20 protein-coding genes are annotated in these 19,672 nt (G+C 61.0%); 7 read left to right on the forward strand and 13 right to left on the reverse strand.

What is annotated here, in order from left to right:
• Nucleotides 1-120: 120 nt before the first annotated feature.
• The 4 genes from J7E24_RS07225 to J7E24_RS07240 all read right to left on the reverse strand — a co-directional run bounded on the left by J7E24_RS07225 (nucleotide 121) and on the right by J7E24_RS07240 (nucleotide 3,814).
• Nucleotides 121-1,065, reverse strand: a complete 945-nt coding sequence (locus tag J7E24_RS07225; RefSeq protein ID WP_215136626.1) for a serine hydrolase domain-containing protein — start codon at nucleotides 1,063-1,065, stop codon at nucleotides 121-123.
• 63 nt (nucleotides 1,066-1,128) lie between these two features.
• Nucleotides 1,129-1,728, reverse strand: coding sequence for a riboflavin synthase (locus J7E24_RS07230; RefSeq protein WP_215136628.1), 600 nt, complete (start codon nucleotides 1,726-1,728; stop codon nucleotides 1,129-1,131).
• 117 nt (nucleotides 1,729-1,845) lie between these two features.
• The gene (locus tag J7E24_RS07235; protein WP_019949591.1) at nucleotides 1,846-2,217 is read right to left on the reverse strand and encodes a GxxExxY protein; all 372 of its coding nucleotides are present in this window, start codon (nucleotides 2,215-2,217) and stop codon (nucleotides 1,846-1,848) included.
• 163 nt (nucleotides 2,218-2,380) lie between these two features.
• The gene (locus J7E24_RS07240; RefSeq protein WP_251047080.1) at nucleotides 2,381-3,814 is read right to left on the reverse strand and encodes a sugar transferase; all 1,434 of its coding nucleotides are present in this window, start codon (nucleotides 3,812-3,814) and stop codon (nucleotides 2,381-2,383) included.
• Between the two features lie 186 nt (nucleotides 3,815-4,000).
• Between J7E24_RS07240 and J7E24_RS07245 the strand changes: the two genes are divergently transcribed.
• The 3 genes from J7E24_RS07245 (at nucleotide 4,001) to J7E24_RS07255 (ending at nucleotide 6,386) form a co-directional block, all read left to right on the forward strand.
• Nucleotides 4,001-4,657, forward strand: coding sequence for a protein-L-isoaspartate(D-aspartate) O-methyltransferase (locus tag J7E24_RS07245; RefSeq protein ID WP_215136630.1), 657 nt, complete (start codon nucleotides 4,001-4,003; stop codon nucleotides 4,655-4,657).
• A 215-nt stretch (nucleotides 4,658-4,872) separates the two neighbouring features.
• Complete coding sequence (locus J7E24_RS07250) at nucleotides 4,873-5,424, forward strand: acyl-CoA thioesterase (protein WP_215136632.1); 552 nt, start codon at nucleotides 4,873-4,875, stop codon at nucleotides 5,422-5,424.
• A 95-nt stretch (nucleotides 5,425-5,519) separates the two neighbouring features.
• Nucleotides 5,520-6,386 carry a hypothetical protein gene (locus J7E24_RS07255; RefSeq protein WP_215136634.1) on the forward strand — a complete coding sequence of 289 codons (867 nt, stop codon included), beginning with the start codon at nucleotides 5,520-5,522 and terminating at the stop codon, nucleotides 6,384-6,386.
• Nucleotides 6,387-6,608: 222 nt separating this feature from the next.
• Here J7E24_RS07255 and J7E24_RS07260 read toward each other — a convergent pair whose 3' ends face one another.
• The 6 genes from J7E24_RS07260 to alaS form a co-directional block, all read right to left on the reverse strand.
• Complete coding sequence (locus J7E24_RS07260; protein WP_215136636.1) at nucleotides 6,609-7,763, reverse strand: TlpA disulfide reductase family protein; 1,155 nt, start codon at nucleotides 7,761-7,763, stop codon at nucleotides 6,609-6,611.
• Nucleotides 7,764-7,954: 191 nt separating this feature from the next.
• Entirely contained in the window at nucleotides 7,955-8,434 is a 480-nt protein-coding gene (locus tag J7E24_RS07265) for a peroxiredoxin family protein (protein WP_215136638.1), read from the reverse strand.
• A 222-nt stretch (nucleotides 8,435-8,656) separates the two neighbouring features.
• Nucleotides 8,657-10,117 carry an Asp-tRNA(Asn)/Glu-tRNA(Gln) amidotransferase subunit GatB gene (gene gatB / locus J7E24_RS07270; RefSeq protein WP_215136640.1) on the reverse strand — a complete coding sequence of 487 codons (1,461 nt, stop codon included), beginning with the start codon at nucleotides 10,115-10,117 and terminating at the stop codon, nucleotides 8,657-8,659.
• 109 nt (nucleotides 10,118-10,226) lie between these two features.
• Nucleotides 10,227-11,021 carry an energy transducer TonB gene (locus J7E24_RS07275; RefSeq protein ID WP_215136642.1) on the reverse strand — a complete coding sequence of 265 codons (795 nt, stop codon included), beginning with the start codon at nucleotides 11,019-11,021 and terminating at the stop codon, nucleotides 10,227-10,229.
• 81 nt (nucleotides 11,022-11,102) lie between these two features.
• On the reverse strand, nucleotides 11,103-11,864 hold the full coding sequence (locus J7E24_RS07280; protein ID WP_215136644.1) for an energy transducer TonB: 762 nt from the start codon (nucleotides 11,862-11,864) through the stop codon (nucleotides 11,103-11,105).
• Between the two features lie 117 nt (nucleotides 11,865-11,981).
• A complete protein-coding gene (gene alaS / locus J7E24_RS07285; protein ID WP_215136646.1) occupies nucleotides 11,982-14,663 on the reverse strand; it encodes an alanine--tRNA ligase in 2,682 nt (893 codons plus the stop codon).
• A 248-nt stretch (nucleotides 14,664-14,911) separates the two neighbouring features.
• Between alaS and J7E24_RS07290 the strand changes: the two genes are divergently transcribed.
• The 4 genes from J7E24_RS07290 (at nucleotide 14,912) to J7E24_RS07305 (ending at nucleotide 18,113) form a co-directional block, all read left to right on the forward strand.
• Nucleotides 14,912-15,274: a MerR family transcriptional regulator gene (locus tag J7E24_RS07290; RefSeq protein ID WP_215136648.1), complete on the forward strand. Its 363-nt coding sequence runs from the start codon at nucleotides 14,912-14,914 to the stop codon at nucleotides 15,272-15,274.
• 121 nt (nucleotides 15,275-15,395) lie between these two features.
• Entirely contained in the window at nucleotides 15,396-16,070 is a 675-nt protein-coding gene (locus J7E24_RS07295) for a DUF4241 domain-containing protein (RefSeq protein WP_215136649.1), read from the forward strand.
• A gap of 13 nt (nucleotides 16,071-16,083) precedes the next feature.
• Nucleotides 16,084-17,220, forward strand: a complete 1,137-nt coding sequence (gene dprA / locus J7E24_RS07300) for a DNA-processing protein DprA (RefSeq protein WP_215136651.1) — start codon at nucleotides 16,084-16,086, stop codon at nucleotides 17,218-17,220.
• A 56-nt stretch (nucleotides 17,221-17,276) separates the two neighbouring features.
• Nucleotides 17,277-18,113 carry an aminotransferase class IV gene (locus tag J7E24_RS07305; RefSeq protein WP_215136653.1) on the forward strand — a complete coding sequence of 279 codons (837 nt, stop codon included), beginning with the start codon at nucleotides 17,277-17,279 and terminating at the stop codon, nucleotides 18,111-18,113.
• Nucleotides 18,114-18,142: 29 nt separating this feature from the next.
• Here the strand turns inward: J7E24_RS07305 and J7E24_RS07310 are convergent, their stop codons facing one another.
• From J7E24_RS07310 to J7E24_RS07320, 3 genes are all read right to left on the reverse strand, one after another.
• Nucleotides 18,143-18,367 (reverse strand): hypothetical protein, encoded by a 225-nt coding sequence (locus J7E24_RS07310; protein ID WP_215136655.1) that lies wholly within the window; start codon nucleotides 18,365-18,367, stop codon nucleotides 18,143-18,145.
• A gap of 64 nt (nucleotides 18,368-18,431) precedes the next feature.
• Nucleotides 18,432-19,226: a thymidylate synthase gene (locus J7E24_RS07315; RefSeq protein ID WP_215136657.1), complete on the reverse strand. Its 795-nt coding sequence runs from the start codon at nucleotides 19,224-19,226 to the stop codon at nucleotides 18,432-18,434.
• A gap of 103 nt (nucleotides 19,227-19,329) precedes the next feature.
• Nucleotides 19,330-19,626, reverse strand: coding sequence for a TIGR03643 family protein (locus tag J7E24_RS07320; protein ID WP_215136660.1), 297 nt, complete (start codon nucleotides 19,624-19,626; stop codon nucleotides 19,330-19,332).
• Nucleotides 19,627-19,672: the final 46 nt, after the last annotated feature.

Genomic DNA, 19,672 nt, shown 5'->3' on the forward strand with positions numbered 1-19,672 from the left:
CACCGCTGCAAGCATTACTGGATAAGGCCACAAGACTATGCCACCGACCAAACACTGCTCCAACGACTTGAAGACGTCTTGACAAACGTCGGCAAACAATACACGATTACTTTTGCATGACTACTTAAAGCCGTCGATGCTGCCGCGGCGCTCCAGCACCGGCCACCCAAACGTGCGGTTGTTGTAGTAGAAGCCAACGGTGGGGCGGCCGCGGGCATAGTCGAGGTAGGCCGGCTGCTGGGGCCTGATGAGCAGTTGGGCGGTGGTTTGGGGGCGCAATAGCCGGTTCGTGCGCAGGCCTTCCACAAGCCGACCCAGGTCGGCAACCGTCGAGTAAATGGCTCCCGCCCCGGCGTAGTTGGCGACGTCGCGCGTATCGTTCTGCAGTGGTTCCGGCTGGCCGCCCCCGCCGAAAGAATAGTTGTAGTAGCCGTAGGCCAGGTTGGGAATAATGCGGTCATCCGTCAGTACGCCGGTATTTTTCATGCCCAGCGGCGTCAGAATAGTCTCCTGCAGCAGCACCGGGTACGGCCGGCCGCTCACCACTTCCAGCACCCGCGTCAGCACTACGTAATCGACGTTATTGTAGTTGAAGCCGGGCGTGGGTTTCGTTTCATCCCGCACCACGTAAGCCCGCACGAACTCCGCCAGCGGCAGCCGCTTGTCGTAGGCCTGTATGGGCTCGTTTTTCAGCCCCGAGTAGTGCGTCAGCAAATCCAGCAGGCTGATTTGACGGCAGCTAGTGGGTAGTTCGGGCAGGTAGGCGGCGGCTTTATCGGTGAGCTTGAGCTGGCCCCACTCCTGCAGTTGCAGCACTAGCAGCGCGGTAAAGGTCTTGCTCATCGATGCAATCGGAAACCGGGTGCTGTCGGTGACCGGCACGGCAAACTGGAAGTTAGCGGAGCCTTTATTGCCGCGGGCTACCACCCGGCCGTTCTTCACAGCCAGCATCGCCCCGTTGAAATGCCCGGCCGCGTGCTCAGCCGTCAGCACCGAGTCGAGGCGATTTTGGGCCGCGGCGGGCCGGATCAGTAAGAGCGGCAGCAGAAACAGGAGGTAGCGCATAGAGCCGGGAAGATACGCTGGCACCGTCGATTTCAGCCACTGGCAGGCCCAGACTACGCCCTCCTACTTCCCCAGCAGCTTGGCCACGTACTTGCCCACGATGTCAAATTCCAGGTTCACCCGGTCGCCGGGGCGCAGGTCCTGGAACGTAGTGTGCTCGTAGGTGTAGGGAATGATAGCCACTGAGAAACCGTCGTCGGTGCTGTTGAAGCAGGTGAGGCTGGTGCCGTTGATGCAGATAGAGCCTTTTTCCACCGTTACGCGGCCGGGGCCGGCCTCGTGGCGGAAGCGGTAGAGCCAGGAGCCGTTCTGGTCCTCCACCGACTCGCAGGTGGCCGTCAAATCGACGTGGCCCTGCACGATGTGGCCATCGAAGCGGCCGTTGGCTGAGAGACAGCGCTCCAGGTTTACGCGGCGGCCGGGGGCCCAGGTGCTCAGGTTAGTCTTTTGCAGTGTTTCGTCGATGGCCGTGACGACGTGGGTGCCGGTGGCGCCGGCCATGCCGTCCACAGCTACTACCGTCAGGCACACGCCGTCGTGGGCCACGCTCTGGTCAATTTTGAGTTCCGACGCGAAACCTGATTCAACCGTGAAATGAATGTTGGTGCCCTCGCGGCGTACAGTGGTAATGGTGCCTAGGGTTTCGATGATGCCGGTGAACATAAATCACAGATGGTACAGATGACTGGATGCCACAGATTCGTTCTGGTGGCGGATTTGTTCTGGATGCCAGATTCGTTCTGGTGGGGATAATTTGTAGCCCTCTTCTGGCTGGCAGGGCTAGTTGACGAAGCGTTTGTAGCTGAGGCGGGGTTCGCCAAAGTTTAGGAGCAGGGCCACTTCAAGCTGGTAGGCGTGCAGATAATTCAGGACCTGGGCGTGGTGTAGCGTGGTAACTTCGCTGACGGCTTTCAGTTCGACTAACACTGTTTTTTCTGCCAGAAAATCAACCCGGCGGCTGCCCACTTTTTCGCCCCGGTAAAACAGCGGCAGCTCCAGTTCCTGCTCGAAAGCAACCCCGCTTTCCCGCAGCTCAATGGCCAGGCAACGCTGGTACACCACCTCCGGGAAGCCCACTCCCAAATACGTATGTACCCGCATAGCCGCTCCAATAATTTTTCCGGTCAGCTCTTTGTGCTTATACCCCTCCATACCAGATACGTTTCAGCTTCGACAAGAGCAAAACACCACCCACCAAACAAGTAAAACAAATCCTCCACCAGCACAAATCCGCCACCAGAATGAATCTGGCATCCAGAACAAATCCGCCACCAGAATAAATCTGTGGCATCCAGTCATCTGTACCATCTGTGATTTATTTACCCCGCCCCTCAATAATGATTTTCAACGTGTAGAGCAGGACCCGGAAGTCCATGGCCAGGCTCATATTTTCGATGTAGAGGATGTCGAACTTGAGGCGCTCTACCATCTGGGCCACGGTTTCGGCGTAGCCGTACTTTACCTGGCCGAGGCTGGTAAGGCCGGGCCGGACGCGGTGCAGGTGGCGGTAGTGGGGCGCGATTTGCACAATCTGGTCGATGAAGAAGCGGCGCTCGGGGCGCGGGCCCACAATGCTCATGTCGCCCTTGATAACGTTCCAGAACTGCGGTAGCTCATCGAGCCGCACCTTGCGCATAAATCGGCCCCATTTGGTAATGCGCGGGTCGTGGTCGGACGACAGGGCCGGGCCCTGTCGTTCGGCATCCACGTACATCGAGCGGAACTTGTAGATGCGAAACGGCACGGCGTTGCGCCCGATGCGCTCCTGCGAGTAGAACACCGGCCCCGGCGAAGAAAGCCGCACCATCAGGGCCGTGAAGGCGTACACCGGCCAGGCCAGCAGCAGAAACAGCACCGAGCCTACCACGTCGATCAGGCGCTTGGCCACCTGCTGCCACAGCGGCAGCAAATCCTGCTTGATATCGATGAGCGGCGTGCCGAAAACGTGGCTCACCTTCACCGAGCCCAGCAGCATCTGATAAAGGTCGGGCAGGATGCTGACGCGGGCGGGCGTACCGTTGAGCAGCGTCAGGATTTCTTCGATGATGCGGTGCTCGCCCGGTTCGATGGCAATGACAATCTGCTCCACGTTCAGTTCGCGCACCAGCTCGGGCAGCCGGCGGTACGAGCCCACATCGGGCAACTCGGCAGCCAGCTCGGCGCACACGCTGGGGCCCAGGGGCGCGAAACCTACCAGCCGCAGCCCCAGGTGGCGGCCGGTGCGGCCCAGGTCGCGGCCGGTGTCGCGGGCCAGCGCGCCCGAGCCCACCAGCAGCGTATTGAAGCTGATGACGCCGCCGCGCACCAGCTGCTGCACGCTGTACACGGCCCAGAGCCGGAGCACCGCCGTGATGAGGAAGTGCAGCAGGAAGTAGGCCGAAATGGTTTTGTAGTAGCTGCGGTAGTTCTGCACGCCCTGGTCGTCGAGCAGCAGCACAAAGAAGATGAGCACGGCCCCCAGCACCGACACGCGGGCCAGCCGGATAAGCTCACTCAGCCGCGACTTGCGGAAAATATCGTTGTACTCCCCCAGCAGCGCATACAGGCCCGTCCAGAAAGTAGCAATCAACAGGGCGGCTCCCACCAGAAATGCCGGATTGGGCACGGCATCGGCGGCAAAATGGTAGTCGGTGTCGGAGCTGATTTCGCGCAGCAGATACTTGCGCACCAAAAAAAAGCACATCCACGCCAGTAGCGCCGCCAGAAAGTCGGCGCCTATCAGCTTCATTTTTTGCAGAGTACGAATCAAGAGCGAAGCAGGTAAGCGGTTCAACCGGCAACAAAGCTGCGTATTCTGGCCCGGAAGGCCTAATTTTACGCTTCCGCTTACCCCTGCCCCACTGCCGGGCCGGTTTTTTCGGAGCGGCATAAAGGTAACCAATACCCGTTAGCCCGCTCCGCCGCCATTCGCGCCTGCCGCTTCTACCCGCCATCTATGCACGCCGCCCCCGACACTTACCGCCACCGAGGCATGCGCCGCGCCCTGGTCGAGGATCTGCGCCGCAAGGGCATCCGCGACGAGCAAGTGCTGGCGGCCATTGGGGCAGTGCCGCGCCACCAGTTCTTCGCCGCCGGCTTTCAGTCGCATGCCTACCACGACAAGGCGTTTCCCATCGGCGAGGGCCAGACCATTTCGCAGCCCTACACCGTGGCCTACCAAACGGAACTGCTACGCATCGGCCCGCAGGATAAGGTGCTGGAAATCGGGACCGGCTCGGGCTACCAGTGCAGCGTGCTGCTGCAGCTCACGCCCCACGTGTTCAGTATTGAGTACAACGCCGTGCTGTTCGAGCGCACGGCCCGCCGCCTGGCCCAGCTGCCCCAGCCGCCCCAGCTGTTCTGCGGCGACGGCTCGCTGGGCCTGCCTCAGCACGCGCCGTTCGATAAGATACTGGTAACGGCCGGCTCGCCCACGCTGCCCCGGCCGCTACTGCAGCAACTGCGAGTGGGCGGGGCGCTGGTCATTCCGGTAGGCGATGCTACCCGCCAGCGCATGGTGCGCGTGGTGCGCGAGAGTGAGGAGGAATTTTCGCGCCAGGAGCTGGAGGAATTCCGCTTCGTGCCGCTGCTGGGCAAGGCCGGCTGGGGGTAGCGGTTAGTGAATGGAGGGAGGGAGGGAGGGAGGGAGGGAGGTCGTTTGTCATCCCGAGCTTGGGAAGGACCCTAGCCCGTGAGGGCGAGTCGTTATTGCGGCTGGTTGCAGGTGCTAAGGGCCGTCGCTGCACTCAGCATGACAGGCGAAGGCCCCCACTCCCCGAGTCAGCGCTTACCTTTGCTTCCTCTTAAGTAGCATTCACCCCCTCCCCGATGACCCGCAAACCCAAGCCTGTTAAAGACTCGTTCGTCAGCATGACCGAGCTGGTACTGCCCAACGATACCAACACGCTCAACAACCTGATGGGCGGCCGCATGATGCACCTGATGGACGTAGCGGCCGCCATTTCGGCCCAGCGCCACTCCAACCGCATCGTTGTTACGGCTTCGGTCGACAACGTATCCTTCCGCGAAGGCATCAAGCTGGGCAGCGTTATCACGCTGGAGGCGCAGGTTACGCGCTCCTTCAGCTCCAGCATGGAGGTGCATATTGACGTGTGGGCCGAGGACATTCCGAGCGGCACGAAAGTCAAATCCAACGAAGCCTTCTTCACCTTCGTGGCCGTCGACCAGTCTGGCCGCCCCATTGACGTGCCCGACGCCGTACCCGAAACAGCGGCCGAGCAAGCCCTCTACGACGGAGCCCTGCGCCGCCGCCAGCTACGCCTGGTGCTGGGCGGGCGCATGGCCCCACAGGAAGCCACCGAACTCAAAGCCCTCTTCGACCTCGTAGCCCAGGCCGCCGAGGATGAAACGCCCAGCTGAGCTGTTAGCTGAAGAAACGCCAATCAGCGCAGGCCGTGCTGATTGGTGTTGGGGAATGCGTAAATTGCCTCTACGCTCCTATTTTGCCCTTTTGCATGGACAACGCCGCCACGCTCGCCTTTTTCCAGAACTTCTACACCGAAGCCTCCCTTTATGTGGTGCCGGACCCGGTAGTGGCGCCCCTGGCCGCCGCGGCAGCTTCGGCGGCTCCCCTGGTTGCAATGGCGCCGCCCGTTTCGGTGGCACCGCCGGTTGCTCAGCCAGCTACAGCCGCCAGTCCCGAGCCAGTTCCGCTCCCACCGATGCGGCCCGCAATGGCACCACCGACAGCAGCCGCTCCGGTCTCTAAACCACTCGCTCCGGCCGTGGTAGCACCAGTAGTAGCGCCACCAGCTCCGGTTGCGGTGCCGGCACCGGCCGTAGAACCAGCACCATCGGCACCAGCAGCAGCAGCCGGGCACGCGGCCGTAACGCTCACACTGGCCCCGCTACCAGCGGCCCCGGCGGCTCCGCCTTCGCAGCCGGGCCGGGTGCAGCCCACGCCTACCCAGTCGCCGGTGGCGCACATCCCATTTTCGGTGTTGGGCAGCAACTTCGACGGCCTGGTACTGCTGGTGCGCCTGCCCGAGGCTCAGTTCCGCAAGCTGCCGCGCAACGTGTTTCTCAACAACCTGCTGAAAGCGCTGCGCCTGATTATGGAAGACGTGCTGCTGGTGAACGTGGAGCACGACTCTTACCCGGTGGCCCTGTGCAGCCTGCGCCAGCACCTGGCAGCCCGGCAGTTCCTGGCGTTCGGCAAAAACCTGCTCGACGTAGCCGTGTATACCACCCAGCCCTACGAACCGGTGCTCCTTTACGGCGACACGGCCTTCCTCGGAGCCAGTGAAATCGAAATGCTCGAATACGATGCCGGCCGCAAAAAGAAGCTCTGGCAGTCGGTGCAGCGCATGTTTGGGGTGTGACTCTAAACGCGTTTTGAGACTCGCTGAAATCAACTTGTCTGTCATGCTGAGCTTGTCGAAGCATCTCTACCGCTTCGCTACAATGCTAACCTGACGAAACGGTAGAGATGCTTCGGCTGCGCTCAGAATGACGGGCTATCTGATTTCCTGCCAGCCTCGTTACAACAGAAACGGCCAGCCGCATATGCGACTGGCCGTTTCTGTTGCGTACTTATCACCCTCTTACTTCAATACTGAGGCCAGCTTGGCATCCAGCTCGGCGCCGCGCAGGTTCTTGCCTACGATGCGGCCCTGGGGGTCGAGCAGAATGGAGAACGGGATGGATTTGATGCCGTAGGTCTGGCCGGCGGCCGACTCCCAGCCTTTCAGGTCCGATACCTGCTTCCAGACCAAACCGTCGGCCTGAATGGCTTTCAGCCACTTGGCCCGGTCCTGATCGAAGGAGACGCCGTAGATTTCGAAGCCCGGGCCGGCGTTTTTGTACTTGTTGTAGGCCCGCACGATGTTGGGGTTTTCCTGACGGCAGGGCCCGCACCAGCTGGCCCAGAAATCAATCAGCACATACTTGCCGCGCAGGCTGGTGAGGGCCAGCAGCGGGCCCTGGGGCGTGGGCAGGCTGATTTCGGGAGCAGTAGCGCCCGAGACAGTGGTGCGCAGGCCGTCGAGGCGAGTAGCCAGGGCTTTGGTGTAGCGCGAGTTGGGGGCCGATGTTTTCAGCACGGTGGCCACCGAGTCGGCCAGGGCGAAGTTTTCGTCGGGGTTGAGCACGTTGGCCATCACGAAGCCCGACACAATGGAGCCTGGGTTCTGGCGCACCAGCTGCAGCATTTGCTGCTGGCCCCGGCGCTGCAGGCTTTCGGCCCGGGCCTGGATGGCCTGCATCGAGTCGGTGCGGCCAGCCTGGGCGGCGGCGGTGTAGCGCTGCTCCAGGCGCGGCATTATCTGCTGCAGCTCTTTCTGGTTGGCTTCGGCCGCCTTGTTTATGCGGCGTAGCAACTCCGAATCGGGCGAACCCTGCACGGTGTAGGTGGCGGGCAGCTGCTGGGCGTCGCCGGCCAGCTGCACCCGCTGGCCCGGGCCAAGCACTAGCAGCGCCTGGTTCTGGTCGGTAGTTTTCACCTGGTACAGGCCGGCTTCGGTCATCGGCCCCGAAAAAGCAAACTCGCCCTTTTCGTTCAACGTAGCCGTATCGCGCGACACGAACTGGGTTTCGCCCAGCTCGGCCAAGTACACTTTGGTGCCGGCCGGGGCGTTCTGGAGCTGGCCGCTTAGCTCATAGCTGGCCGCATCGGTGGAGCCGGCGGTAGTTGGGGTAGCGTTTTTGTTGCAGGCATTGGTCATGCCAAGCAGGGCACCAAAATAAAGCAGGCTCTTCATGTTCATTGGTTAAGCGAGTAGGCCAACCGCCCTGGCTGGGCGGCGCGGAATGGAGCAGTGCCCCGAAAACAGGCTGCAAGTTGCTGATTTTGCCCGAAAAAGGGTCCGACAGGCAGGTGTGCAACTACTACTTAGCGCCACAGGTTCCCCGCCTTCGTTGTACCATTCGCCCGGCAACCAACGCAGCCCGGTTAGTCGAGCGGGATATATTCCGAAATTTTCTGACCCAGGTTGCGGCCCCGCAGGTTGCGCGCCAGCTCGTAGCCGCGTGGGTCGAGCAGTACGGCCACGGGTGGCTGCTGTACCTTATAAGCCCGGGCAGTCTCACCCGACAGGTCCAGGGCCTGCGCCCAGGGCAGCTCCTCGGCGGCCAGCGCCGCGCGCCACTCGGCTTGGCTGCTCGCTCCCCACACGCTCACGATAACCAGGCCCCGGTGGCTGAACTGGTCGTAGAGCTTGCGCAGGTTGGCGTTTTCGGCCCCGCATTCGGCGCAGCCAACAGCCCGAAAATCGAGCAACACGTAGCTGCCGCGCAGGCTCTGTAGCGTCAGCGGTTTATCAGCGGCAGTTGGCAGGTCGAAGTCTGGCGAGGCCGGGCGGTTGTCGCGGCGGTTCTGGGTAGCCTCACCGGGCGTGGCCGGCGCCCCAAGCCGCTGGCAGCTAATAAGCATTAGCAGCGCGGTAGCGGCAACAACGCCCGTCATCCGGCGCAGCCCAAAGGACCTTATACTGCAAATCTGAGCCATTGCCACAAATTTTCTGGTGGAATAAGGTCCTCTGCGCTGCATAGGGCGGCGTAGGGGCGGGGCTTGTCCCCGCCCGCCGTTGAACGGACTCGTTGAGGCGGGCGAACGGGGGGCGGGGACAAGCCCCGCCCCTACGGCACTTCTACTTTATCCGTCCAAGTGCTGGCGCAGGAGCTGGTTGGCTAGCTTGGGGTCGGCTTTGCCACCGGTCAGCTTCATCAGCTCGCCCATAAACATGCCGGTAAGGCTCTTTTTGCCGGCGCGGTACTCGGCTACTTTGACCGGGTTGGCGGCCAGCACCTGGGCAATCATGGCTTCCAGCGCCCCGGCGTCCGACTGTTGCATAAGTCCTTGCGCTTCGGCGGCGGCGGCGGCAGTTTGCGTGGGGTTTTCAAGCAGGTACGGGAACAACTGCTTGCTGGCCACCGACTGGCCCACTTTGTTCTCGTCGATGAGCCCGATGATATCGGCCAGGTGCTGCGTGGTAAGCGGGAACTGGTCGAGGGTAAGGGCGCGCTCGTTGAGGTAGGCCTTCACGGGGCCGGTTACCCAGTTGGCAGCGGCTTTGGCGTTGGGGCTCAGGCGGGTCAGCTCGTCGAAATACAGCGCCAGTTCCTTCTCAGCCGTCAGCACCGTGGCGTCGTAGTCCGAAAGACCCAGCTCACCGGTGAAGCGGGCGTAGAGCTGCTGGGGCAGCGCTGGCATCTGCTGCTGCATGCGGTGCAGCCAGGCATCGTCGATGATGACGGCCGGCAGGTCGGGCTCGGGGAAGTAGCGGTAGTCGTTGAGCGTTTCCTTGCTGCGCTGGGCAGTGGTAGTGCCACTCTGGGCATCGAAGCCGCGGGTCTGGCTGTCGATAACCTCGCCGGCTTCGAGCAGCAGAATCTGGCGCTCAATCTCGTACTCGATGGCCCGCTGCACGTTGCGGAACGAGTTCATGTTCTTCACCTCCACTTTGGTGCCGAACTCGGTGGCCCCGTTCAGCATCACGCTCACGTTGGCGTCGCAGCGCAACGAGCCTTCCTCCATGTTGCCGTCGCAGATGCCGAGGTACTCTACCAGCTTCTTGATTTCGGCCAGGTAGGCGTAGGCTTCCTCCGAGTTGCGAATATCGGGCTCGCTCACGATTTCGATGAGCGGCACGCCGGCCCGGTTCAGGTCCACGAGCGTTTCGGTTTCGCCGGCCAGGTGCATGCTCTTGCCCGCGTCCTCCTCCATGTGAATGCGCGTCACGCCGATTTGCTTGGTCGTGCCATCGGCCAGCCTAATTTCCACGTGGCCCTCGGTGCAGATCGGGGTTTTGTCCTGGGTTATCTGGTAACCCTTGGGCAGGTCGGGGTAGAAGTAGTTTTTGCGGGCAAACAGGTTGTCGCGCCGGATGTGGCAGTTGGTGGCCAGGCCCATTTTCATGGCAAACTCGATGGCCGAATGGTTGACGCGGGGCAGCGTGCCGGGGTGGCCGAGCGTAATCACGCTCAGGTTGTGGTTGGGCAGGGCGCCGTACTCGTTTTCATCCGAAGAGTACATTTTGCTGCGGGTTAGCAGCTGGGCGTGTACTTCGAGGCCGATAACGGGCTGGTATTTGGCTTTGAGGCTGTCGTCTATCACAGATGTACGCTGATTATACGGCTGATGCCGCTGATTACAGGCGTGAAGATACTTAGCCGCCGGTGGAGTTGGTGTAACAGGAAGGCTCCCGCGGGCACGCTAGGCCGGGCTACATAATTCTAAATGTAGCCGGCACCCGGAAACGCACTTCGACCACTTCGCCTTCCCGGCGGCCCGGCACGAAGGGCTTTAGCTTACGAACCGACTGCACAGCGGCTTCCTGTAAGTGGGTATATGCCCACCGCAACGCAGCAGCAGCATCCGCCGACGGCTCCTCGGCCGCAACGTCCTGCACTTTACCGTCCTTGCCAACCGTAAAACCTACAATTACAACGCCCTCCGCTCTGGCCCGGAGGGCCGTCCTCGGGTACACCGTATTGCGGCCAATATCCTGCAACAGCCCGGCCTGCTCGCCCGGATAAACCGGCATTTGCATGTAAGGGAAATAGGCCACCGGATTTCCATCAGGCCCGAAACACTCGCCCGTAGTAGGCTGACCGGGCACTACCTGCTCCCGACGACGCAGCTCCCCGGTAGGGTAGTAAGTTCGCCTCTCGCCCTGCAATATCCCCAGCACGTACACCTCCTGCAGGCGTGTTTTACCGTTTTCGTGAAATTCCAGGTAGGCTCCGTGCCGCACTCGCGGGGCTTGGTTGAGGAAGGCTTTATAGGAATAGAGCTTGCCGCTGGACAGCAAATACGTTTTAGCCACGCCCCGTGCGCTATCCTTCAGCATAATTTCCACCCGGTAAGTGGCTCCCTCGGGAGTGGCAGAACTGCGGAAGTGACGGTCCTGATACTCTGTGCTGCGCGTAATGCGCGTGCTATCGGGCAAAGGGGCCGCCACTAGCGAGCCAGCGGCCAGTAGCAGCAGGAGTGGCAATAGCAACTTATAGTTCATCATAATGGGGATAATAAAAGATGCTGTTACGCACCAGTGATTTGCTTGCCACCGGTTGTAGGGGCATAAACTGCGTAATAGTACTTATTGAATGGCGAAAGTAACGGGCACCGTAAAATAAACAGGCACTGGTTCGCCGTTTTGCTGGCCTGGCGTAAAGCGCGGCAGACTTGTCAGTACACGTCGCGCTTCGGCATCCAGCTCCGGCCATAACGGCTGCGTTACCTGCACGCAACGCACTTCGCCGGTCTCGGCCACGACAAATGCCAGTTTCACCACGCCTTGCAAATTCTGTTTTAAAGCAGCATCGGGGTAACGAAGGGTGCGGCCGATGTAGCTCATCAGTTCCTGTTGTCCACCCGGAAACTCCGGCAGTTTTTCGGTGTATTTGTACTGCTTACAGGAAACGGTTGCGCCCGTTTTCGAGAAGCATGTAGCCTTCCGCTCCTTCCCCTTGTCGAATTGGGCTATCTTCTGCAAACGACCCTGGATATCATAAGCGCGATATTCGCCATGCCTTTTATTGCCCAGTCTGTGGCTTACGTATTCAATCTGACCATTGGAACGTCGGCCCTCTACCACGGCCAGCGTGTCACCGTTGGGCTGCCAGGTGGTCATTTTCACCATGTGTAAGCGGTTGGAAGCGACGTAGAACACACTGTCCAGCTGCGACTTTTCAGCTACCTGGGTCCGTTGAATCCGGTAAACAGCGTCCGACGATGCGGTGACCACCGAATCTTTAAACATTCGATAAATAGTGCTTTTTATGGGTGCCTCTTGAGCAATGGTCCTGGTAGCCGTGCCCATTATCAGCAAGACGTAACTTATAATAAAAATAGCTCTCATTGATTGCGGAATGGATTGATGGAATGAAAAAAGCGGGCGCCGTGCTCATCAGCACAACGCCCGCTTTCCGTGGGTGGCCCAACGGTCAAAAATACCGTCTTCTACCGAAAATGCAAACTACGCCAGCGCCTTTTCCACCAGCTCTTTGGCCTTGGCAATGGCTGCGGGCAGCCCGGCCGCGTTTTTGCCGCCGGCGGTGGCGAAGAACGGCTGGCCGCCGCCGCCGCCTTGGATTTCCTTGCCCAGCTCGCGCACCAGCGTGCTGGCGTTGAGCTTGCCGGCCTGCACCAGCTCATCGGCCAGCATCACGGCCAGTTGGGGCTTGCCGTCGATTTCAGCGCCGAGCACGGCTACCAGGTTCGGCACGGCCTGCCGGAGCTGGAAGGCCAGCGTTTTGAGGCCCTCAGCCGACGTAGCCTGCACCTGGGCAGCCAGGAAGTTCACCTCGCCGAGCGGCTGCACCTGCCCCGCCAGCTGCTCGCGCTGCTGGTTGATGCTCTGCTGGGCAAACTGCTCGATCTGTTTGCGCAAAGCGGCAATTTCTTCCGTCTGCTTCTCGATGCCGGGCAGCAGGTGCTGGGGGTTGCCCAGGGCCTCGCGCACCTGGCCCAGCAAATCCAGCTGCTGGTTCACGAAGGCTTCGGCGGCCTCGGCCGTTACGGCCTCAATGCGGCGCACGCCCGCTCCCACCGCGCTTTCGCTCGTGATGCGGAAGTAGCCGATGTCGCCGGTGGTGCGCACGTGGCAGCCGCCGCACAGCTCCACCGAAAACTCGCGGTCGAAGGTGATGACGCGCACGAACTCGCCGTACTTTTCGCCGAACAGGGCCGTGGCGCCCAGGTTCTTGGCCTCGTCGATGGGCACGTTGCGGCGCTCGTCCAACGGAATCTGCTGGCGGATGCGGGCGTTTACCAGCGTTTCCACCTGCCGGAGCTGGTCGTCGGTTACTTTGGTAAAGTGCGAGAAGTCGAAGCGCAGCAGCTTTTCGTTAACCAACGAGCCTTTCTGGGCCACGTGGGTGCCCACCACTTCGCGCAGGGCGGCCTGCAGCAGGTGGGTGGCGGTGTGGTTGCGCATGATCTGGGCGCGGCGGGCGGGCTCGTAGCGGGCCGTAAACTCGGCCTCCAGGTCCTGGGGCAACTCCAGCACGGTGTGTACAATCAGGTCGTTCTCCTTCTTGGTGTCGATTACCCGCACCTTGCTCAGGGCCGACTCCAGGTAGCCCGTGTCGCCCACCTGCCCGCCCGATTCGGCGTAGAACGGGGTCTGGTCGAGCACTACCTGGTACTCGGTTTTGCCCTTGCGGTCGGTGCGGCGGTAGCGCAGGATGCGGGCCGGCGCCTCGGCCTGGTCGTAGCCTACGAAAGCGGGCTGCTCCTCCGATTCGAGCACGATGGTCCAGTCGCTCTGCTCGGCCTCCTGGGCGTTGCGGGAGCGGCTTTTCTGGGCCGCCAGCGCCTGCTGGAACCCTTCCTCATCCACCGTCAGGCCCTTTTCACGGGCAATCAGGGCCGTGAGGTCCAGCGGGAAGCCGAAGGTATCCGACAGTTCAAAGGCCGTGGCCCCGTCGATGCGGTTGCCCTGCTGGCGGAAGCCTTCTTCGAGCGAATCGAGGCGACGCAGACCGTTTTCTAGGGTTTTAAGGAAGCTGATTTCCTCCTCCTCAATCACGCGCTGCACGAATTGCTGCTGGGCCTTGAGCTCGGGGAAGATGGCGGCCATCTGGTCGGCCAGCACGGGCACGATTTTGTACAAAAACGGCTGCTTCTGGTTCAGACTCGAAAACGCGTAGCGCACGGCCCGCCGCAGGATGCGCCGAATCACGTAGCCGGCCTTCACGTTGCTCGGGAGCTGGCCGTCGGCAATGGTAAAGGCGATGGTGCGGATGTGGTCGGCAATGACGCGGATAGCAATGTCGGTCTTCTCGTTCTCGGTGGCCGGCTGGTCGGTTACGGTGGCCGGGGCAGTGCCGTGGTAGGCCACGCCAACTTCCTTCGCGATAAACTGAATCAGAGGCTGGAAAACGTCGGTGTCGTAGTTGGACTTCACGCCCGACACGGCCATCATCAAACGCTCGAAGCCCATGCCCGTATCTACGTTCTGCTGAGGTAGTTTCAGTAACGACTTATCGGCCCGGCGCTCAAATTCCATGAACACGTTGTTCCACACTTCCACCACCTGCGGGTGGTCGGCATTGACCAGCTCGGCCCCCGGTTTCTGGGCCCGCTCCTCATCGGAGCGCAGGTCGATGTGGATTTCGGTGCACGGACCACACGGACCCGTATCACCCATTTCCCAGAAGTTATCCTTCTTGTTGCCGGGCAGAATCCGCTCGTCGGTGGTGTACTGGCGCCATAGCTCCTGGGTCTCGGTATCGGGGCCGAGGTTGTCGCCCGCGTCGCCTTCGAAGTAGGTAACGTAGAGGCGGTCCTTGTCGAGCTTGTACACATCTACGAGCAATTCCCAGGCCCAGGCAATGGCGTCCTTCTTGAAATAATCCCCAAACGACCAGTTACCGAGCATCTCGAACATGGTGTGGTGGTAGGTGTCGTAGCCTACCTCTTCGAGGTCGTTGTGCTTCCCTGATACGCGCAGGCATTTCTGGGTATCGGCGATGCGCTTAAACGGGGCGGGCTTGTTGCCCAGGAAGTAGTCTTTGAACGGGGCCATGCCCGAGTTGATGAACAGCAGCGTCGGGTCGTTTTTAACCACAATCGGGGCCGAGGGCACGATGTGGTGGCCCTTGGAGGCGAAGAAATCGAGGAACTGCTGGCGGACGTGGGCGGCGGTTGGAAGCATGGAGCGGGGGCGCGGCGGGCGCCCGTTCGGTGAAGAAGAGTGGAAGCGGCCGCCGGGAATTGGCGGCAACCGGGTTTTTAGCTATTTTTCGCCATCAAACCCCATGGCGCTACCCGTAAAGGTAGCCGGCTGCGACAAAAGTGAAAAATGGAGCGCCCGCCTTTGGCCGGGCATTACCTTGCCCGCTACCGGCCGCCGCCCCGTCCCTCCTGCCCAAGCTGCCGCCTGGACCTACTTTTGCCCCCCGCATGACCTACCAAGACCGCGAAATTGAGAAGCAGTACTTCACCATCGGCGAAGTAGCCCAGCAGTTCAACGTGGCGCCCTCGCTGATCCGGTTCTGGGAAACGGAGTTCGACGAGCTACGGCCGCGCAAAAGCAAGAAGGGCAACCGCCTCTACACGCCCCAGGACATCGACATCTTCCGCACTATCTACCACTTGGTAAAGGAGCGCGGCTACACCATACCCGGCGCCCGCGACCTGCTCAAGCAGAAAGGCCCCCAGCTCAAGGAGAAAATCGACGTGATTCAGAGCCTGGAAAAAGTCCGCAAGTTTATGGTGACGATGAAGAAGGAGCTGGACGCGCTGGGCAAGGCGCAGCAGGGGTAGTTTAAAAGGGCCATCTATTTCGCTTAGCCTTCTGCCATTTATGTATAGTCCATATCTATACCTACCAATTGTTATAGTGGCTTGGTTGGTTACTTCATGCGGCACGTCGCAGGTTAGCAGTATGGCTTCCCCTTCCTCACAGGAAATTACACGCCTAGCTTATTCTGTATCGGCGCAGCCTAAAGTGTTTGAAACTTCTTTTTTTCCGGGCACAACGATTCAGCATAATAACATCACATTTCGCTTTACGCGCACTTATTTGGGCGACTTGCCCGTTCCTACCGGGCGCATTGTGGTTACCGACCCCATTTTATTGGAGTCAGAATCTTTGCCTTTTACCACAGTATTTCCCAAGGGTGATTTTCCTGTTGAACTAGCTATAGCACATTTCGGCGACGACGAGCGAGTGGCTTTTGCGCGAATTTTATTTTCGGCAGAACCTGTAGCGGCTTGGACTATGGCTTTGCTTGCCGGGCAGAAGCCGCTTCCCATTACTGGTGAGGAGTATTATGGCTACTCAGTTGATAGCGGTTCCGGGCTTTTCATCGACAGCACTTATCTGCGCGGCTTCAACCAGTATTTATCAGCCGATAACAAAAATTTCAGCCATGTCTTCACCGATTATTTGGCTGAAAACCAGCAGAAACCCGGTATACTTTACACTGCGCAGGGCAATACGCTGGCAACTTTTTCGACAGGTTTAGGTGATGGTTATTATGCGACCTACATTGGGTTTGATGCTCAGCACCGACCCTGCCGGCTGCTAACCGATTTTCAGTTGATAAAGTGGCAATAGCCCTTTCGCCTAGATGTCTAGTTTACTTGACGATACCCTCCTCCACGAAGTCGCCCTGACGTTGTTCCCGAACGTAGGGCCGCAGCTGACGCGGCAGCTGATGAGCTATGCCGGCTCGGCCCGCAACGCGCTGCACCTGCCATCGGGCAAGCTGCTGCGAATTCCGGGCGTGGGGCCAGCCACGGCGGGCATCCTCACGGGCAAGTCGCGTACTGAGGCGCTTAACCAAGCCGAAGCCGCGTTGCGCCGGGCCGAGAAAGAGGGCGTGCAGCTGCTGTTTTATACCAGCAAGGCGTTTCCGGCGCGGCTCAAGCTGGTACCCGACGCCCCGGCCCTGCTTTATTACCAAGGCACCGCCGACCTTAACTACCCCAAAACGCTGGCCTTGGTAGGTACGCGCCAAGCCACCGACTATGGCCGCGAGCAAACCGAGCGGCTCATCAAAGGTGTGGCCGCGCACCGCCCGCTCATCGTGAGCGGCTTAGCCTACGGCATCGACATTGCCGCCCACCGCGCTGCCCTGCAGGAAGGCCTGGAAACGGTGGGCGTAATGGCCACCGGCCTTGATGTGCTGTACCCGGCCGTGCACCGCAAAACGGCCGAGAAAATGCTGACGCAGGGCGGCCTGCTCACCGAATTTCCCTTCGGCACCCCGCCCGATAAGTACAACTTCCCCTCGCGCAACCGCATTATTGCGGGCCTTTCGGACGGGACAGTGGTGGTGGAAGCGGCCAAGAAAGGCGGGGCGCTGATAACAGCCGACCTGGCCCAGGGCTACGACCGGGACGTGCTGGCCGTACCCGGGCCGCTGGGTTCGGCCGCGTCCGAAGGCTGCCACGAGCTCATCAAGAGCAACAAAGCCGCCCTTTATTCGGAACCCCGCGACATTGAGCAGCTGCTCAACTGGGACCTGGCCCTGCACCTGCACGGCCGCCCCAAGGCCCCCAAAACCTTCGACCCGCTTGATTTCACAGTCGACGAATTTGGCCTGCTGACCGTGCTGCAGGCCGCGCCCAACCGTGAGGAACACCTCGACGCGCTGGCCTGGAAAGCCCAGCTGCCGGTGCATCTGGTGGCCGGTATATTGCTGAGCCTGGAGTTCGGGGGCGTGATAAAAGCGTTGCCCGGCAAGCGGTTTGCGCTGGTTTAAGCGGTTGGTATCTCAACTGAAGCCATTGGTTTCCCTGACAGCTATCAACTAACCTCATGCTTCTCTACAACAGCCAGCTTTATCCAGAATCTACGTTTGCGCTGCCCCTGCCCAACCGCGGCCTGCAGTTCAACGACGGGTTCTTTGAGACGCTGGTGTGGGCCGAGGGCGGCCTGCGCTACGGCCCGCAACACCTGGCGCGCATGCAACGGGCCGCCGCCGTGCTGGCCCTACCGCTGCCCGCGGCGCTGGCCACGCTGGCAGCCCTGACGGCCGCGCTGGGCCGGCTAGTAGCGGCCCAGCCCGAGCCGGCTACACCGCAGCGGCTGCGGTTGCAGCTCTGGCGGCCCGGCGGGGGCCTGTATACGCCGCCCGAATACAGCGCGCCGGCCGAGTGGCTGGCCACGGCCCGGCCGTTTGAGGAGCGCACGGCGCCGGTGGCGCGGGCTGGCTTCAGTACAAAAGTACAGACCCAGCACAGCCCGGTATCATTCTGCAAAGGCCCTAATGCGCTGCTGTATGTGCTGGCCGCCCGCGAACGGCAGCAGCACGAACTTGATGAAATTATACTGCTTTCGGCGGCCGGGCATGTAGCAGAGGCGGGCGCGGCGGCCGTGGGCTGGGTGCGCAACGGCGCGGTGTACGTACCGGCTGAGGCGGCGGGCGGCGTGAGCAGCGTACGACTGGCCCACCTGCGCGGCGCGGCGGCGCGGTTGGGCGTGGTCTGGCACGAAGGCCTGTATGAGCCAGCAGCGCTACTGGCCGCCGAAGCCGTGTTTACGGCCAGCGTGGCGGGCCTACGGCCGGTGCAGCAGGTAGAAGGCCAAGCGTTCGACTCGGCGGCGCACCCGCTGTTGCGGCAGTTACAGGCCGCCGATGCTGCGGTAACTTAGGCAGGTTGGCAGGTGCTCACTGGCCACGCTTAGCGCTGCTTCTGGCGATGCTGGCGCTGCAACTGCATCCAGCTTTCCATGTGGCGCACCAGGTCGGCCTCCGTCACATCGTTCTCGCGCAGGATCTGGCGGCGGTCGAAGGCAGGGTTTTCCAGCGAATACAGGGCAACCCAGGCCCGGTGCTTGCGCGAGAGACCTGGCATTCCGTCTTCAGGGTCAGCAGCCGGGTCGAGGTCAGACGAAGAATTCAGCATCGCCCAGTTACGAAACCGGTAGCCGTTTGGATTGGGGTAGCCTTACGAAATTGCTAGCGCCGTATTACACCGCCACTGGAGCTTTGATGGCGGGCCAGGGGTCGTAATTTTCCAGCGTAAAATCTTCGTAGCGAAAGTCGAAGATGTTGGTAACGGCTGGATTGAGGCGCATAGCGGGCAGCGGGCGCGGCTCGCGGGTGAGTTGCAGGGTAGCCTGCTCCAGGTGGTTGCTGTAGAGGTGGGTGTCGCCGCCGGTCCAGATGAATTCGCCGGGCTCCAGGCCCGTTACCTGGGCCATCATCAGCGTAAGCAGCGCGTAAGAGGCAATATTGAACGGCACGCCCAGAAACACGTCGGCGGAGCGCTGGTAGAGCTGGCACGAGAGGCGGCCGTCGGCCACGTAAAACTGAAACAGGGCGTGGCAGGGCGTCAGGCGCATTTGGGGCAGCTCGGCCACGTTCCAGGCTGATACTACCATGCGGCGCGAGTCGGGCTGAGTGCGCAGCAGGTGCACCATCTGGGTTATCTGGTCGATGCTCTGGCCGTCGGGGGCCCGCCAGCTGCGCCACTGCTGCCCGTAAATAGGGCCCAGCTCGCCGTTTTCATCCGCCCACTCGCGCCAGATGCTCACGCCCACGTCTTCGAGCGACTGGTTGCTGGTGTCGCCGCGCAGAAACCACAGCAGCTCGTGGATGATGCTTTTGAGGTGGACTTTTTTGGTGGTAACGAGTGGAAAACCAGCTTGCAGATCAAACCGCATCTGGTGGCCAAACACCGAGAGCGTACCGGTACCGGTACGGTCGGTTTTGCGGGTGCCGTGGTCGAGGATGTGCTGAAGAAGGGCGTGGTACTGAAGCATAGCGACCGGAAAGAACGGGTTGACGGGCCCAAAAATAGAAAAAGCCGCCCGGTTGAGGCAGCTTTTGTTGTGGGCTTGCACATGGCTCAGGCGGAGGCCTCCTTTACCGCTTGCTGATTTTGTTGTGCGTAATGCTGCGCTGCTGGTCGCTCTTGAAGCCGCTCATGCCGCTGGGGCGCCGGGCGCGGTGCTTGGTGGCCCGGCCGCTCACCCGGGCCCGCCACATCCGAAATGAGGAGCCTTTCAACTCGCGGCGCATGAGAACGATAACATCTTTTTCGGCCAGCCCGAACTGCGCCTCAATGGCCTCAAATGGGGTACGGTCTTCCCAGCCCATTTCGATAACACGGTCGAGGTCGGTGGCAGACAAAGCATCGAGAAGGGCAAAACCAGCGGGCATAGCAGTGAGTCTATTCAGAAGACAGTAAGACCGGTATGCTGCGCCG

It is taken from the genome of Hymenobacter sp. ISL-91 (assembly GCF_018613725.1).
Lineage (GTDB): Bacteria > Bacteroidota > Bacteroidia > Cytophagales > Hymenobacteraceae > Hymenobacter.

Bases quoted from the DNA above. Each gene is read 5' to 3' on its own strand.
- J7E24_RS07290 (WP_215136648.1), top strand. From the start codon at position 14,912: ATGACCTACCAAGACCGCGAAATTGAGAAGCAGTACTTCACCATCGGC.
- J7E24_RS07260 (WP_215136636.1), bottom strand. From the start codon at position 7,763: ATGAAGAGCCTGCTTTATTTTGGTGCCCTGCTTGGCATGACCAATGCC.
- J7E24_RS07225 (WP_215136626.1), bottom strand. From the start codon at position 1,065: ATGCGCTACCTCCTGTTTCTGCTGCCGCTCTTACTGATCCGGCCCGCC.
- J7E24_RS07235 (WP_019949591.1), bottom strand. From the start codon at position 2,217: ATGGAGGGGTATAAGCACAAAGAGCTGACCGGAAAAATTATTGGAGCG.
- J7E24_RS07295 (WP_215136649.1), top strand. From the start codon at position 15,396: ATGGCTTCCCCTTCCTCACAGGAAATTACACGCCTAGCTTATTCTGTA.
- J7E24_RS07255 (WP_215136634.1), top strand. From the start codon at position 5,520: ATGGACAACGCCGCCACGCTCGCCTTTTTCCAGAACTTCTACACCGAA.
- J7E24_RS07305 (WP_215136653.1), top strand. From the start codon at position 17,277: ATGCTTCTCTACAACAGCCAGCTTTATCCAGAATCTACGTTTGCGCTG.
- J7E24_RS07265 (WP_215136638.1), bottom strand. From the start codon at position 8,434: ATGCTTATTAGCTGCCAGCGGCTTGGGGCGCCGGCCACGCCCGGTGAG.
- dprA (WP_215136651.1), top strand. From the start codon at position 16,084: ATGTCTAGTTTACTTGACGATACCCTCCTCCACGAAGTCGCCCTGACG.
- J7E24_RS07315 (WP_215136657.1), bottom strand. From the start codon at position 19,226: ATGCTTCAGTACCACGCCCTTCTTCAGCACATCCTCGACCACGGCACC.
- J7E24_RS07275 (WP_215136642.1), bottom strand. From the start codon at position 11,021: ATGATGAACTATAAGTTGCTATTGCCACTCCTGCTGCTACTGGCCGCT.
- J7E24_RS07310 (WP_215136655.1), bottom strand. From the start codon at position 18,367: ATGCTGAATTCTTCGTCTGACCTCGACCCGGCTGCTGACCCTGAAGAC.
- J7E24_RS07245 (WP_215136630.1), top strand. From the start codon at position 4,001: ATGCACGCCGCCCCCGACACTTACCGCCACCGAGGCATGCGCCGCGCC.
- J7E24_RS07250 (WP_215136632.1), top strand. From the start codon at position 4,873: ATGACCCGCAAACCCAAGCCTGTTAAAGACTCGTTCGTCAGCATGACC.
- alaS (WP_215136646.1), bottom strand. From the start codon at position 14,663: ATGCTTCCAACCGCCGCCCACGTCCGCCAGCAGTTCCTCGATTTCTTC.
- J7E24_RS07230 (WP_215136628.1), bottom strand. From the start codon at position 1,728: ATGTTCACCGGCATCATCGAAACCCTAGGCACCATTACCACTGTACGC.
- J7E24_RS07320 (WP_215136660.1), bottom strand. From the start codon at position 19,626: ATGCCCGCTGGTTTTGCCCTTCTCGATGCTTTGTCTGCCACCGACCTC.
- J7E24_RS07280 (WP_215136644.1), bottom strand. From the start codon at position 11,864: ATGAGAGCTATTTTTATTATAAGTTACGTCTTGCTGATAATGGGCACG.